Here is a 15,872-nt window from a genome sequence, read left to right as displayed (position 1 = left end):
CCGTCCTACAGGCTCATGGTCAATCGGAATATCTCGTCGAGCGTGGTTTGCCCGGCACGAATCTTTGCGACGCCGTCCTCGGTCATCGAGGTCATGCCGGCGCGCCGGGCAACGGCCTCGAGGTCGGAGGCATCGGTTTTCGGGCCGATCGACCGTCGCAGTGCCGGACCGATCTCCATGATCTCGAACACGCCCTTGCGGCCGCGGAAGCCGGTCGAGCCGCACCAGTCACAGCCCTTGGGCCGGCAGATCACCTCACCGGCCTCGATGCCGAGCGCTGCATAGCGTTCGTCGGCCGCGATGTCGGCGGCCGACAGGGTGTGCGGTTCCTTGCAGTGATCGCACAGAATTCGGACCAGTCGCTGTGCCACGATCACCCGTGCGCACGAGGCCAGCAGGAAGCTCTCGATTCCCATGTCGATCAGGCGCGTGACGGCGCCAGCGGCGGTGTTGGTGTGCAGCGTCGTCAGCACCAGATGGCCGGTCAGCGCGGCGTGGACGCCGATATGGGCCGTCTCGGAATCGCGCATCTCGCCGACCATGATGACGTCGGGGTCGAGCCGCATGAAGGAGCGCAGCGCGGATGCGAAGGTAAGCCCGATGCCCGGATGCACCTGGGTCTGGGTAATGCCCGGTATCTGGTACTCGACGGGGTCCTCGATGGTCAGGATCTTGCGGGTGGGCTCGTTGATCACCGCGAGCGAAGCAGCCAGCGTCGTCGTCTTGCCGGATCCGGTCGGGCCGGTGACGATGACCATGCCATAGGGGGCAAGCAGCGCCTTGCGCAGGATTGCCTCGTGATGCGCGCTGAGCCCGATCTGGTCGAGCGAGACCAGGCCGGCCCCCTTGCGCAACAGGCGAATGACCGCGCATTCGCCGTGCATCGTCGGCATGGTGGCGACCCGCAGGTCGATCCCGTTGCCACCGACCACAATGTGCGCGCGTCCGTCCTGCGCCAGTCGGCGCTCGGTGATGTTGAGGCCGGCCATGATCTTGAGGCGTGACAGGATGCCCTTGGCCATCGCCATCGGCGGTGCCGGAACGTTCTTCAGCATGCCGTCGACGCGCAGGCGAGCCTGCAGTGCATTGCCGGTCGGCTCGATGTGCAGATCGGTCGCGCGTTGCTCGACGGCCAGGCGGAGCAGATCGTCGAGCGCCCGCACGACCGGCGCGCCGCGCGCGAGATCACGCAGATTGTCGAGATCATCCTCACCGGCGCCGGTCGCGGCCTGCGGGGTATCGCCCGGTTGATCCGGCTCGAGCCGCAGCGCCAATGCGGCTTCGAGATCGTCGGCGGTCGCGGCCGCAAGCGCGACCGGCCGGCGCAGCATGAGTTCGACCGCTCGCAACGTCTCTTCGTCAATCGGGGAAGCCACTGCCAGACGTAACATTCCGGCCGCGCCCTCGTAAGGAAACAGGCGCTCCTCCTTGAGGAACCGGGTCGACATCTCGGCGCCGGCAAAGCGTCCGTCCACCAGGTCGTCGCGGCGAACCCGGTCGCAACCGTAAAAGCTGGCGAGCTCGTCGGCCAGCGCCGACGACGTCAGCTTGGTGACGGCGCTCCAGTCGACATGGCCGGCCGACCCGTCGCCGTTGCGCGGGCGACCAGCGCCTTCATCCTTCTGGCTGTCGCGCAACGCGCCCCGGCCGGCGAGGTACGCCATGAAGTCGATCGGCGGCGCCACAGGTGTCGCCGGCGCACCGTTGTCACGCGCTAGCATTGCTTCGCTCCGACTGCCCCGACCTTGCGACGTCGACCTTGGTGAGGATGTTGCAGCTCAAGCGCCGGGCGCGATGTGGCGACCCCGGCGCGACGGACGATGTGGATCTGCCTTGCCATCGTGCATCACCTGCTGCCGCCCAACGGCAATCGCCGGCCAAGCAGCGTATCGCTTTCGCTCGCTGGATGAAGCGCCGCGCGGTCCCGTTCGCTGAACGGGTTTCGACGCCGAAACCCGACCCGCGGCATCTGCGCGTTCCGATCGATGCACACCGCGCAATGCACCAGCGCCTGCTTGATCTCGACCTGGACCGTGCGCACGCTGATGCCGAACCGCTTCGCCACTTGTTGCAACGGGATTTCTTCAACGCATATCGCCATGAAGATCTCCCGGCGACGCGCAGGTAGTTCCTGGATGGCGCGGCGGAGCGCACTGATCTCGGATCGCGCCTCGATGATCCGGTCCGGGCCGGGAGTTTCGTCCGGCAGATCGAACACCGTATCCGCTTGCGGCACCGTGCGACGGCGACGTTCGGCGACACGCCGGTTGCTGATGGCGCTCATCGCCACGCGGAACAGATATGCGGGCAAATCGCGAACTGGTCCGATGCCGTCCGCTTTGCTCAAGCGCAGAAACGTGTCTTGCAACGCCTCGTCGGCGAGATCGGCCGATCCGGTCCGCCGTGTCAAACGTTGTTTGAGATCGTCGTAGCTTGTGACGAGGAGCGCGAGCAACGCCGTTCGATTGGTGTCGCTCATTGCAGGGGCCCCATCCCCAACCGCGGCAATCGTCACATTTCAAGTCCGTCACGACATTTCTAGCGACGATTGGTGACATGGAAATGAAACCACAGCGAGTGTTCACGTCACGGCATGCCACGCCACGATCGATGATGCGGAATTGATCTGCGTGCTGCACGCGTGCTGCGCGCGTCACGGCTGCGGCCACACAAGATCGTTCGCAAGCGTCGAGCACGAAGCGAACACCGGTGAGGAAACGCATGTCACGATATTCCGCTGACGATTGTGTTCCGCTGCACCGCCCGCTCAATTCCGAGCAAGGCCGCAGCACTTCCGGCATCGATTGCCAGCGCCTCACGGAAACTTGTCGATGCTTCATCTGGGCGTTCGAGCGTGAGATAGAGATCGGCAAGCGCACAATGGGCGGTCACCCGGCGCGGATCGAGCGCAACCGCGTGTTTCAGGCTGATTTCCGCGCCCTGCGAATTGCCGCGCGCGGCACATGCGCGACCAAGCGCTTCGTAGAATTCCGAAGACTGTTGCTGATTGATCTTCGTTGCCGCCAAAAAGTGCAGCATGGCGTTATCGATATCGCCGAGTTCGCAGAGGGCCAGTGCATATTGCGCATGCAATGCGTCGCTGGTGGGCGCGAGTTCCAGCGCCTTGCGGTAATGCTGATGTAGCTGTCGCTTCAACATATCGGCATGCATGCCGCTTGCCTGCTCGTCACCGCGGAGCTTTCGCAGCGCATTTGCGTAGGCCGCGTGCGCATCGACGCTCGTCGGCGCAAGCTCGATCGCCTTGCGGTATTGCGCAACCGCTTGCTCGCTCCTGTGGGTAGCGATCAGCACGTCGGCGAGCGCAATACGTGCCGGCGCCAGGTCGGGCGCCGTCGTGACTGCGGTCTGCAGCAACGTGTGGGCGCGCTCATGGTGGCCGCGGCCGAGCTCGATCGCGCCGAGATTGCACAATGTGTTGATGTGTCCGTGATCGAGGCAAAGAACGTGCTCGAAGAGTCTGGTGGCGCGATCCAGCTTGCCTGCGCGATGCTGGCGGCAGGCCTCGACGAACAGGGCGTCGCACATCAGCGCGTTATTCTCCTGGTGCGGGACCGTCATCTTGAGCGCGGAGGCCATGATCTGGTCGGTGATCGATTCGGTCGTCTGCTCGGAGCCGGCCCCGGCGAGCGACCTCAGCGCGGAGTTCAGCCGTCCAATCACCTCCGCCCAATCGCCCGGTCTTGTCTGCCTGAACAGCCGGGCTTGCGGATACCAGGGCGTATCGCTGCGATCCCGGAGCCAACGCCAATCGCTGCCGTTGGCGAGCAGAATCCAGACCGGCTTTCCCATCGCCCCGGCAAGATGCGCGATCGCGCTGTCGATCGAGATGACGAGGTCGAGATTGCCGATGATCGCCGCCGCATCGGCGAAGGATGCCACATCGATCTGTGCGGCGGTATCGAGGATACGCTCGTCGAAATCGGCGAGCTGCTCGCGTCCGCGGCCGATCTGCAGGCTCACAAACCGTGTGCCCGGACAGTCGAGCAGGGGACGTAGCAGATCGAGCCGGATCGAGCGGCGCTGATCATTGAGATGGCCGGGATTGCCTTGCCAAACCAGGCCGACGGAGATGCGGTGGCCGGGATTGCCGCCGAGGCGCTCGCGCCATCGCGCGACCAGATCCTGATCGGGAGCGACGTAGGGAATTGTCGCCGGAACGGCGTCGACCTGCGTATCGAAGATCAGCGGCAAAGACAGCAGCGGCAGCTGGACGTCGAATGCCGGCGCCATGGTCGTATCACTGATCACTTCATCGACGCCGGCGACGGTTTGCATCAGGGACAGCAAGACTTGCGGCGTTCGCAGGATTACGCGGCCACCCCGCGCTTTCACCATCGGCGCATAGCGCACGAATTGAATGGTGTCGCCAAAGCCTTGCTCGGATTGCAGCAGGATGGTCCTGCCGGCAAGGTCCTCACCCTGCCAACGGGGCCGGTCGGTCGAGATCAAATGCCTGCTGACACGCGGATCCGACAGCCGCCCTTCATACTCCGCCCAGGCCGCCGACCAGCTGCCGACGCCGAACAGGCAGACGGCAAGCACGGCGCGCAGTTCTGCGCGCTCCGGGTATCGTTCCAGCGCGCTACGTAGCAACGTGATGCCTGCGTCGTGCCGGTTGGTGTCGCTGAGCAACCATCCGAAATCGACGATCGCATCGATGTAATCGGGAGCGCCAGCGATCAGGTCGCTGAATACCTCGTCGGCGAAATCGCTCAGTTCGAGCATCGCCAGCGCGCGGGCAAGGCCGAGCTGCGCCGCTAGATTGTCCGGCCGCAGCGTCAGCGCGGCAGTGTAGGCGGCCAGCGCCTGCGGATACTGGCGGCCCTTCAGCAGCAGGACGCCGAGATTGCCATGCGCTTCTCCGTCGGCTGGATTGAGCCTGACTGCTTCCTCGATCAGCTCCAGTGCCCGCTCGTCATCGTCACGCTGCAGCGCGATCACGCCGCGAATGTGCAGGACGTGTGGCCGCACTGCGGGTTCCTGCTCCATGGTTTCGAGCAGCAGATCAGCGCTGTCCAGCTGGCCGTCGCGAAACAGCGCGATGGCGCGGTTCATGACAGTCTGGATGAATTCCGCGCGCCGCCCGGACGAAGCTTGATTCAGCATCGCCAGCCCTGCACGCATCGTCTGCGCCTCGCTGATCCCTGCCTTCGACATCAACGCACCCCTTACTCTCGACCTGCGTGTCGTTCGGCCAAGCGACGGCCCGTTATTTTGTCCGCTTCGCCCGCGATTGCGGCTGACGCGCGATGAGATCAGGTCGGATCGTCATCGCGCTCTAGCTCGTTGTTCGAGCATGGTCATTTCGGAAACCCGCGTCGTACTGTTCCGGATCATGCTCTAGGCCGCCGCGTTGGTGCGGGCCTCGCACCACTCCGCCCAGAGCTTCATCAATTCGCGCGAGAGATTGTCGGCGAAGCGCGGCGCGTCACAAAGCGGCGAGGCGGCGACGCGGTCGCGCAGCGTACGGCGCAACTCGGCGAGTTCATCGCGCCGGCGCGTCCATCCGACTGCCATGGCGACGTAGTCGTCGATGCTGTGCGCGCAAAAGCTGCCCAGTCCCGCCGCGGTGAGATGGGCCGCCGAGTGACGGCCGGCGAACGTATCGCCGACGAAGGTCACGGTCGGAACGCCCATCCACATCGCCTCGAGCGTCGTGACGCCGGCAGAATAGGGAAACGGATCGAGCGCGACATCGACCTCACCGTAGGCCACAAGCAGCTTGTCCTGCTCGGTTTCGCCGACCAGCTCGACCCGCTCGCGTGGCATGCCGCCCTGGCCGAGCACGTTGTAGACCGCATCGCGCGTGCTGGTCTCGCCGAGGCCGCCATAAACCATCAGGATGCGGGAATCCGGCACCTGCTCGAGTATCCGCGCCCAGGCCTTGCCGAGCTCGCTGTTGAGCTTCGCCGGACGGTTGAAGCAGCCGAAGGTGAAGCGGCCGCCGCTCAAGCTCGGCAGCGGCGGCACCTCGGGCGCCTTGGCCGGCGGGTGATAGCAGACATAGCAGTCGGGCAGGCGGATCGGGCGCTCGATATAGCTCGCGTCGTGCTCCGGCGGAATCTCCACCGGATCGGCGATCAGACCGTCATAGGTGTCGAGCCCGACCGTGCCGACATAGCCGGCCCAGCTGAGCTGGATCGGCGCCGCGCGCATCGCGAACAGCGAGAGTCGGTTACCGGCGGTGTGGCCGGCGAGATCGAACAGGACATCGATACGGTCCTCGGCAATCTGTTGCCCGAGGGCCTGATCGTCCATCCCCGAGACGTCGCGCCAGGACAGCGAGATTTCCTTGTAGCGTTCGCTGAAATCGTCGTCCTGCCGCTTGCTGTCGGTCTTGTAGCAACAGATCTCGTAGCCGAGCGCGGCGAGCGCCTCGAAGGCGCGCAGCACCAGGAACGACACGGCATGCCGGTGCAGGTCCGCCGACACCAGGCCGAGCCGCGGCTTGCGCGCCGGATCCGGCACGTTGGCGAATGCAAGACGATTGAGCGGCGCGCTCGGCCGGTACAGCATCGCCCATCGCTGGTGCTCGCGCAGCAGCTCGCCGCGCGTCACGCCCGGCTTGTGCTGAAGTGCGAACAGCAGGGTTCCGGCGATGCCGGCGCTTCCGGGATCGAGCTCGCCGGCGCGCCGGTAGGCCGCGACGGCCTCCTCGATGCGACCTTGTCCAAGCAATCCGAAGCCGCGGCCGACATGATGCTCCGCCTGCAGCGGATCAATCGCCAGCGCGCGGTCGACATAGCTGAGCCCGCGCTCGAACGCGCGGTGATTGATCAGAAAGTGGCCGTAGAGATATTGCGGCAGCGCGACGGTCGGCGCGCTTTCGGCGGCGATCTCGAACAGCCGCGCCGCCTGCTGGTCGCGCGCGGCGATGCCGAAATTCATGCCGAGCTCGATGATCGCCTTGTAATTGTCGCTGTCGATCGTCGAGGCGGCCCGGAGATCGTCGACCGCCTTGTCGAACTGTCCGTCCATCACATAGGCGAGGCCGCGGGTGCGATAGGCTTCCCCGTTTCCGGCATCGAGCTCGATCGCCTTGTCCAGCGCCGCGAGGGCCTCGCTGCGCCGGTTCTCGGTCAGGAGCGCAAGGCCGAGGCTGTACTGTGCGAGCGGCATCTTCGGCAGCAGGCGCAATCCATCCTGGAGATAGGGAATGCCGTCGCGGGTGCGTCCGGTGCGTGCGAGGCAGGTGCCGATCTCGGCAAGCGCCGGCGCATGCGTCGGTGTCACCCTGAGTTCCGCGGCGAATGCCTCGCGCGCGTCGTCGAAGCGATCGAACCGGCACAGTGCGACGCCCTTGCAATAATTGAAGCCGGACTGATCGGGCGCGAGCCGCACCGCTTCGTTGAATGCGCGCAGCGCCGGGCGCCAGCGATCCTGGCGTGCGTGTGCCACGCCCTCCTGATGCAGCGCTTGCGCCCGCTTCAGGTCAGTCGATGGATAGCCGCCGTTCAGCGGGCGCGCCAAAATTGCATGGCCGCCATGCCCCACACGAATCGCAAGACGCCCGCTCGAGTTGTCTTCCATGTGGGAGGCCTCGCTTGAATGAAAGCCCGCGGAGATTGCTCTGTCTATCACTTGCGATCAGACAGCGAGCTGTCGGACGCAGAGTCCATAGAGCATCTGACGAGGTATTGCCAAGATGTTTTTCGGGAGCTGATCGAAAATAATCCCTGCGCGATCCCAATCGTCGAATTGTCTATCAGACGTGAAGTCAATCATCGGCGACGGAGACATGACGTCGACGGCAGAGGTGCTTGCCTAATCATAGATTTATTCCAATAAATCTTGGTTAGGTAGAAAGTAAACTTCTTCTTGCTTGAAGATTACTTTGCACTCTCGTGACGACGCGATGACGATGTGTGCCGGTGGTGATCAACCCCACAGGAACAGCGCAATGAAAATGCAATCGTCCAAATACATGCTCGGCACCGCTTCGGTGCTCGCCCTGCTCGCGTCCTCGAGCATCACGCCCGCGAACGCGCAGGCCTCCACCGCCACTGCCGGCATCTACACGGGCGGCAGCACGCTCGCCTCGGAAGCCTTCCGCCAGATCTTCGACTGCTACATGGGCGCCAACGTCGGCTTCGGCACCGCCTATCCCGACGGCTTCGCGTTCGACCCGAGCTTCCCGGCGCCGGGCAAGCTGCCGACCACCTGCACGCTGACGAGCCTGCCGATACAAGGCATGTATGCCGGCGTCGGCAGCGGCAACGGCGTGCGCGGCTTCATCACCAACGATCCGCAGCAGTGGTACAACGGCACGGTCACGCCGAACCCGTCGGCCAACATCTCGATCAACACGCCGCTGCCCGCGAACCAGCCCGCGACGATCGACCTCGCCAATCCGGGAAGCCCGGCGACCCAGTTCGGCAGCTATCCCTATCCGCGCGTCGACATCGGCCTGTCGGATTCGCCGCTGGCCTTCGTTGGTACGTCCACGACGCTGACCACGTCGTCGGTCAGCTTCAACCCGACGCAGAGCTGGACCACCACCGGCGGCGCGCTGACCCAGATCACGCTGAACAGCACCTCGACGGCTTCGGTCGCCTACAACGCCACGGTGTTCGGCAATCCGATCCAGATCCCGGCTTTCGAAGTCAACGTCGCGATCGGCGTCAACACCAGCTCGATGACCGTCTACTCGGCGGTCGCCGGCACCGGCGCCACGCCGGGCACCCAGGCCAACCAGGGCGCGGCCATCCAGCTCTCGACCGCGCAGCTGTGCGCGATCTTTACCGGCCTCGTGACCGACTGGAACGACATCACCGTCGGCAAGATCCCGTACCTCAACAACGCCGGCGGCCAAGTGCTCGCGGCCTTCGACTACACCAACATCGACAACACAGGCGCGGCACAACGCTACACGAGCTCGTCCTTGCCGATCAAGATCGTGTACCGCGGCGATGGCAGCGGCACGAGCTTCATCCTGACCAACTATCTCAAGGCCGTCTGCCCGCTGCTCGATTCCACCGGTGCGTACGGTTACCAGTCGATCTTCAACACCACAACCCTGCCGAGCACCAGTTTCTCGAACCTGATCACCCGCATCGCTGCGGTCCGTGGCGCGGGAGGCTGGAACAACACGACGGCGACGAACGCCTGGATCAGCGCGCAAGGCAGCGGAGGCGTGGCATCTGCGATCAGCACCGACAGCAGCAAGGCCGGCCGTATCGGATACATCAGCGCCGACTTCACCCAGCCCTACACCACACAGGTTGGGACCATCGCTGCGCCGCGCTCGGCGGCTCTGTCGAACGAGCAGCTGCGCAGTGCCGGCACCTATGTTCCGAGCCACGGAGTGTCGCCAGCGACTCAGCCGGCGAGCTTGACATTTATCGCACCGACACCGGATGGCGCCGCTGCCGCGTGGGCTGACACGAGGCTCAAGACGCCCTCCACGACCTGGACCTGGAACGACTACAACATCTACGCCAACGTGTTCGGCGCTGTCACCCAGTCGGGCGTGACCGTCACCGGCCTGCCGGTGTTGCCGCTCACCAACAAGCTGAACGCCTATCCGCTCAGCGGCACGACGTTCCTCGACCTGTACAGCTGCTACAACGTCCAGGCCGACGCCAACCGCCAAACCAACCTGGTCAACTTCCTGACCACCTACGTTGCCGGTGCCGACTCGACCGATCCGAACTTCGATCCGGACGTCTCGGCGGTGATCGAGAATGCCGGCTTCCACGCGGTGCCGGTCAGCTATGCGCAGAACATCAAGAAGCAGTACTGGGGCACGCTGCCGACCGCCATCAGCGCGGCTGCCGCTACCCAGACGAACGGCTGCTTGAACGTGGCCAACGGCGCCAGCGGCGGCGCCAAGTAAATCGGCGCATTGTGGACGGCGCAATCGCGATTGCGCTGTACCGAGATGGTGTCGAGCACATGACAAGGCCGGGCGCCTCAATCGAGGCGCCCGGAACTACCCCAGAGCGTCGAAAGTCTGGTGACGATCCTTGCCTTGCCGCTCATGGGACGAACAGTATTGGACGAACAGTGATGTCGAAGCAAAATTCCATCCTTGTTTCCGGGCGTCTCGAGCGACACAAGACGCGGCAGGGCGAGCGGGGATTCACGCTTGTCGAGATGCTGGTCGTCATCGCCATCATCGGCCTGATCATGGGATTGGTCGGCCCGCGCGTGCTGAGCTACCTGAGTGAATCGAAGGTCAAGGCCGCCAAGATCCAGATGCGGAGCTTTGCGAGCGCGCTCGACCTGTTCCAGCTCGATACCGGTCGTTACCCGACGACTGCAGAGGGGCTCACGGCGCTGGTGCAGCGAACGTCTGGCGCGCCCAACTGGAACGGTCCTTATCTCAAGGGCGGCGTGGTTCCAAATGATCCGTGGAGTCATCCCTATATCTATCGGGCGCCCGGCGAACGCGATGCCTACGATATTCTCTCCTATGGCTCCGATGGTCAGGAGGGTGGCAGCGGGACCGCCGGCGACATCTCGTTGGACAAGCTGACGAGCGCCGCCAGCAACGAGTGAATGTTGCTGCGATCAGCGGCATATCGAGTTGTTGGGCGAGCCTTTCCGAGCAGGTCGCCTCTGCCTTACCTTCCTTGTCGAGGCAGGACATGCTGCCCGGATCTTCCGGCGGCCTCGTGCGCGGGCTGATCGGCCGCTTGCGACCTCGTCGCTGCGTCCTCCGGCTGATTCCCAAGCCCAGCAAGCCATCGATCGTCCGGCGACGTCGGCGGCGGCGCGTGGCGTCGCGGCCGATCGGTCATGATCGCGCCCATGGCGCGCAGATCGTCGGGCGTCAGCCACGCGATCTCGTGGGCGTGCGTTGCCACCATCTGTCCGATGATGCGGGGCGGCACGCCGAACCCGCTGGCGACACGGGCCATGGCAATCGTCGCCTCTTCGGTTTGCGCCGTCTCATGGCCGAATTTGTCGGACACGCCGTGGACGCCGATCGCGGCCTCATAGCTCGCGAACTTCTCGTTTCCCGCCGCGAACACGATGAAGCAGGCCGACGCACAACGCGACCCGGCCGCAACGATCGTCGGCAGCTTGGCCCGGCGGATCAGCCCGGCGAGCTTGATCGCCTCGGCGAGGCTGCCGCCTGGCGAGTCGAGCCTCACCGCGGAGATCAGGCGGTTGCCGTCGTTGGCGGCCTTGATCAGGGCTTCCGCAGCCTCGGTGTCGCCTTGGGCGACGTCGCCGCTGAGTGCGACAATCGTGATGTCGCCCTTCAAGCTCACGCTGCTCAGCTCGGCCGCGATTGCGGCGGTGCTGAAGATGGCTGCACCCAGCACCTGGAGAATGGATAAGACCATCGCCATCGGCGGCCGCAGCGTCATTTGCGCGCGACGGCCGGCCGTGCCGCGCCCGGCACATCGAAGGTCGACGGTGCGCGCCGCATGCTGTCGAGGCGCTCGCGGAATTCCTCGGCGACCACCTGGGCATCGTGGCCGTTGCGCACGAGCTTCGTCGTGACGAACACGATGATCTCCGAGCGGAGCTTGGTGTCGCTCTTCTGGCTCAGCAGGTCGCCGAGATATTTGATCTGGTTGAGGCCGGGCAGTCCGGCCACCGAGCGCTCGTCGTCCTCCTTGATGAGGCCGCCAAGCAGCACGGTCTGGCCGCTGCTGGTGCCGACCGTCGAGTGGATCCGCCGCTGCGAGATGGTCGGCGTCAGGTTCTGGGCGCTCGCGCCGGCCGGATTGACGACATTGGAGACCTCCTGCTCGATTTCGAGCTCGATCGATCCATTCGGATGCACGTGCGGCAGCACCTTCAAGATGATGCCGGTGTTCTGGCGGCTGATGCTGCTGACCACATTGAGGCCGGTGACGGTGCTGCCAGTCGAGATCGGCACCTGGTCACCGACCTCGAGGATCGCCGGCTCGTTGTCGGCGACCACGAGCGACGGAGCCGACAACACCTTGACGGTGGTGAGATTGGACAGCGCGCTGAGGACCAGCTTCGGATTGGCCTCGGCACCGAGCAACAGGTTGAAGCCGGGCAGCACGCGCGCGAGCAGGGCGGTCTGCGCGGCGGATTGCGCGGCGCTGAACAGGCCGACCGATCCCTTGTCAGGGCCGGCGCCGGCGTTGGCGCTGGTCAGATAGGCCTGCACGCCATATTGCAGCTGGTCCGTGAGCGTGACCTCGGCGACCATCGCATCGACGGCGACCTGCAGCCGCGGGCGATCGAGCGACTCGATCGCCCGCTCGATCACCTGATAATCTTCCTGGTTCGAATAGACCATGATGGCGTTGGTCGATTTGTCGGCAGTGACGCGAACGTTCTGAAACACGCCGCGCGGCAGCGAACCCAGCCCCGTTCCGCCGCCGCCCGCCCCCGGCATATCCTGGTCGTCGTCCTTGCGATCGGAGAATCCGACCTGGGCCGCGTTGCCGTTGGTGCCGCCCGAGTTCTGGGTGCCGCCCTGCGGCGACGTCGTCGGATTGTTGCTGCTGCTGAGGGTGCCGGCACCGAGCGAGTCGATGCGCGACGTCGTTCCGCTCTGACCGGGCGCGGTCGCACTGGTCTGGCTGTCACTGGCCGATTGCGAATTGCGGCCGACGAACATCTCGTTGAGGATGCGGGCAATGCTGCGCGCGTTGCCGAAGCGCAGGCTGTAGACCCGCACCGTCGTGCCGGTGGGGTCGGAACGATCCAGCCGCCGCACCCATTGGGTGGCGCGCTCCAGCACCTTGCTGTTCTTGCTCACCGCCAGCACGGCGTTCATGCGCGACACCGGCTGAAACTTGATCACGCCCTGTCCCTGTCCGCCGTCGGCGGTGTCGAAGACCTTCTCGAGCTCGCGGATCATGGTCTCGGGCGCGGTCGACTTCAGCGGATAGAGCCCGACCGACTGATTGCGCAGCCACTCCACATCAAGCGTGCCGATGACGCCAAGCGCCGCCTGTCGCTCGGAGGCGGTACCCTGGATCAACAACACGTTGCGGGCTTGATCGACGCGAACGGCGCCGGGCCGCGACAGGAAGCTCTCCGCCGTCTTGCCGATGGCCGCGGCAGAGACGAAACGCAGTGGTACGATCGAGACGCCATAGCCGGGCTGTCCCGCACCGACGACAGAGACGCCGGCGCCCGCGGCCTCCGGCAGCGGCACGATGCGGATCAGATTGTCTTCGCGCAGCAGCGCCGCATTCGACATTCGCAGCACGCTCTCGAAGATCGGCAGCACGTCTTTGCGCGGAATCCGTTGCGCGGAGGCCAGCGTGATCGTGCCCTGCACGCGCGGGTCGACGATATAGTTCATTCCGAGGCTGTCGCCGATGACGGATTTCGCCACGGTCGGAATATCGGCGTTGTCGAAGTTCAGCTCGATGCCGCCGCTCTCGGTAGCGACGTCGCCGTCAACGGCGCTCGCGAAGCGCGTCGTCGTCGCCGTGACGGCGTCGCGCTGCGTCGGCGGTGCAGCGAGATCCTGATCGGCGCCGGGAAACACCATGGGTTGCGTGCGCGCGGAGGCCGCTGCGCCGGACGTTCCGCCGACCGGGCCGTTCCAGCGCGCCCGCAGGTCGGCATCGCGGATCGGATCGGTAACCTGGTCGCGTCCGGGCAAGTCGATGCTCTTGTCCATCATGCAGCCGCCGAGCAGGCCGGCGAGCGCAAGACATGTGGCGATCAACGCCTTGCGAGGGTGCCGCACGCCGAGTCTCTGTTGCCCGCTCTGCGCCGATGGTTCGGTGTCGCCGGCAGTTCGGTTGTCAATGCGCATCGCTTGCTGCCTTCCAGGGACGATCGGCGGGGGCCAGGCTGCTGCCGGCGAGGTCCTCGACCTCGTTGACCAATGCCCCGGCGCGACCGATCAGTACGCGGGCGTAGGACGGATTGATTGGCCGATGCCCGAAAGCAGCGCCATCGAGTTGCGTGTTGATCTCGCGTGTCAGGGCATCGCGTCTGGTCGTGATCGCGGCCATCATGTCGAGATAACGTTGATAACCGACATCGCCGCCCGTGATGGCCTGGGTCGCAAGGGCAAGGCTGTTGCGTCCGAGCTGGCCAAGCGGATCGTTGATCGTCTTGGCGGCACGCGCCAGATACACATAGGTCTCGCGATCGTCTGCGAGCTCAGCCGGCAGCGCGCTCGGCTCAAGCGCATCTCCAAGCACGACGCCGTCGTGGGTGTAGCGGTCGGTCAGACCCAGCACCGCCAGCAGGGTGGGCCGCAGGTCCGCGTGGTGCGAGAGGATGTCGGGTGTCTCGCCGCGGTGCGCGATCCCCGGCCCAGCCATGCCGAACCAGCTGCCGCCGAGAATCTGCGCGATGTCGCCGCGTACCCACGCCGTGTCGGGATTGACCGCAACGCAGGCCGGCGGTTGCGTACAGTCGGCGCGGCTGCCGGCCGTCCTGACGATGTAATCGGGGTCTGCGAACATGATGACATGCGGCGTGCGCGCCGGGCTTGCGGTCACCATGTGCATGAGCTGCATCTGCGCGCGGTCCGCGACCATCGACGTCAGGCGATCGGTGTTGCCGGTGACCGGGTTGACGACGGCAAGCCTGCCGACATCCTGCGCGAGCGTGCGTGTCAGCGGATCGGCGGGGAGCGGATTGCCGCGGATGTAGAACGGCGGCGCGTTGCCGACCTGAACATCGAACGTGGTCACGTTGTGGCGCTCGGTCGCGAGCAGCCGATCGATGGCGATGCCGATCGCGCCGATCGGCCGGTAGCTGCAAGGCACCGCAAGGCCGTCGCACCCTGGCGGGCTGGGCGGCCCGCCGACAAAACGGTCATTACCCGTGGGCACGACGACGAACAGCGTATTGCGCGTGGTGATCCCGCTTGCGCCCAGCCGGTCGATAAAGCTCCTGAAGGCGGCATCGTCGGCGGCGAGCCTAGCGACATGGTCGTGCTCTCCGGGGCCGAGGGCGCGCCGGCGCGTGGTGGGCGGCCGATGCCCATCGCCGATTCCGACATAGACCACCGGCACGCCGGCCTCCAGCATCGCCGCGGCATAGCCGAGCGATTGTGCGGCCGTTGTCGCTGACGCACCGGGAAAGCCCGGGTGACCTGCGTCGTCGTCGATGATATCGCCGTCAAGATCCCTGACCGGGCCGTCCGGCGAGATTACCGGCTGCACATTGCGGTTGCCGAACAACGCGCTGAAGCCGGCGTAGCCGCCCGGCTCATCGGGCAGCAGATCCGAACGTGCGTTGGCGTTGCTGCATAATGCGCTGCCGCGAGCGCAATGGATCGCAATGCCAAGGAAATCGGCCCGCCCCTTGAGCGGATCGCCGGCAGCGGCGCGGGCTTCGGAGGGGCCGAGCGTTGCCGCGATCTCGGGGCCGATCTCCTGCAGTGTCAGGCCGGTCGTTGCGAACGCGCCGACGTCGCAGCCGGCGGCCGTGAACGGCACCCACGGTGCGGGCACGGTCTTGCCGGTGTCGGCCAACATCAGCGGCTTGCCATCGCTGCTGGTCGCGGTCCAGTAGGCGAAGGCGCTGGCGAAGCCTATGCTGCCGTCGCTGCGGAACGCAGCATTGCTGTTGCCGGTTGCAACGCCCATCCGGTCGCCATGCAGACCGGTCAGGATCGTGAGCGCGTCAGTCGCGGTCTCGGCAAGCGGCGAGGTCTGATGATTGCTTCCGATGATTCCGTCGCGCGTGATGAAGTCGCGCAAATGCGGCATCTGCTCGAGATCCGACGGCACGTTGGGGTCGTCGCGGCGCAGGTGAACATTGTCGAGCTCGATCTGCACGACGTGCTTGATCACGCCGCCGCGCGAGCGCAACTCGCATGCCGCGAGCGCCTGCGCGGATCCGGTGCTGCACGTCACGACACAATCCAGCGCCAGGAACAGCGCGCCGAGCAGCAGCGGCATGAGGCCGGCACGGATGCGACTCGAACGCATGACGCC

General features: G+C 65.4%; 9 protein-coding genes. 2 read left to right on the top strand and 7 right to left on the bottom strand.

Features of this window, described 5'->3' with window-relative positions; translation table 11 throughout:
- Nucleotides 1–5: 5 nt before the first annotated feature.
- From ACTUWL_RS06485 to ACTUWL_RS06470, 4 genes are all read right to left on the bottom strand, one after another.
- Nucleotides 6–1,721: a GspE/PulE family protein gene (locus ACTUWL_RS06485; RefSeq protein WP_021077497.1), complete on the bottom strand. Its 1,716-nt coding sequence runs from the start codon at nucleotides 1,719–1,721 to the stop codon at nucleotides 6–8.
- A 125-nt stretch (nucleotides 1,722–1,846) separates the two neighbouring features.
- Nucleotides 1,847–2,479, bottom strand: coding sequence for an RNA polymerase sigma factor (locus ACTUWL_RS06480; protein ID WP_021077496.1), 633 nt, complete (start codon nucleotides 2,477–2,479; stop codon nucleotides 1,847–1,849).
- Nucleotides 2,480–2,724: 245 nt separating this feature from the next.
- A complete protein-coding gene (locus tag ACTUWL_RS06475; protein WP_106940330.1) occupies nucleotides 2,725–5,178 on the bottom strand; it encodes a tetratricopeptide repeat protein in 2,454 nt (817 codons plus the stop codon).
- A gap of 183 nt (nucleotides 5,179–5,361) precedes the next feature.
- The gene (locus tag ACTUWL_RS06470) at nucleotides 5,362–7,551 is read right to left on the bottom strand and encodes a tetratricopeptide repeat protein (RefSeq protein ID WP_021077494.1); all 2,190 of its coding nucleotides are present in this window, start codon (nucleotides 7,549–7,551) and stop codon (nucleotides 5,362–5,364) included.
- A gap of 370 nt (nucleotides 7,552–7,921) precedes the next feature.
- Here ACTUWL_RS06470 and ACTUWL_RS06465 point away from each other — a divergent pair, with 370 nt between their 5' ends.
- Both ACTUWL_RS06465 and gspG read left to right on the top strand, forming a co-directional pair.
- Nucleotides 7,922–9,856: a substrate-binding domain-containing protein gene (locus tag ACTUWL_RS06465; protein WP_021077493.1), complete on the top strand. Its 1,935-nt coding sequence runs from the start codon at nucleotides 7,922–7,924 to the stop codon at nucleotides 9,854–9,856.
- Between the two features lie 173 nt (nucleotides 9,857–10,029).
- Nucleotides 10,030–10,521, top strand: a complete 492-nt coding sequence (gspG, locus tag ACTUWL_RS06460) for a type II secretion system major pseudopilin GspG (RefSeq protein WP_021077492.1) — start codon at nucleotides 10,030–10,032, stop codon at nucleotides 10,519–10,521.
- A gap of 65 nt (nucleotides 10,522–10,586) precedes the next feature.
- On the opposite strand, the gene ACTUWL_RS06455 is transcribed toward gspG, so the two are convergent.
- Genes ACTUWL_RS06455 through ACTUWL_RS06445 form a run of 3 tightly spaced genes read right to left on the bottom strand, consistent with a single transcriptional unit; the run spans nucleotide 10,587 to nucleotide 15,866 of the window.
- The gene (locus tag ACTUWL_RS06455; RefSeq protein WP_168471099.1) at nucleotides 10,587–11,315 is read right to left on the bottom strand and encodes a COG3904 family protein; all 729 of its coding nucleotides are present in this window, start codon (nucleotides 11,313–11,315) and stop codon (nucleotides 10,587–10,589) included.
- Nucleotides 11,316–11,335: 20 nt separating this feature from the next.
- Nucleotides 11,336–13,660 carry a type II secretion system secretin GspD gene (gene gspD / locus ACTUWL_RS06450; protein ID WP_291732032.1) on the bottom strand — a complete coding sequence of 775 codons (2,325 nt, stop codon included), beginning with the start codon at nucleotides 13,658–13,660 and terminating at the stop codon, nucleotides 11,336–11,338.
- Nucleotides 13,661–13,718: 58 nt separating this feature from the next.
- Nucleotides 13,719–15,866, bottom strand: coding sequence for a hypothetical protein (locus ACTUWL_RS06445; RefSeq protein WP_021077489.1), 2,148 nt, complete (start codon nucleotides 15,864–15,866; stop codon nucleotides 13,719–13,721).
- Nucleotides 15,867–15,872: the final 6 nt, after the last annotated feature.

The sequence above is a fragment of the Bradyrhizobium sp. WCU1 genome, from assembly GCF_053474805.1.
Note: the sequence above shows the minus strand (reverse complement) of the source record. Positions and strands in the feature narration are given on the sequence as shown.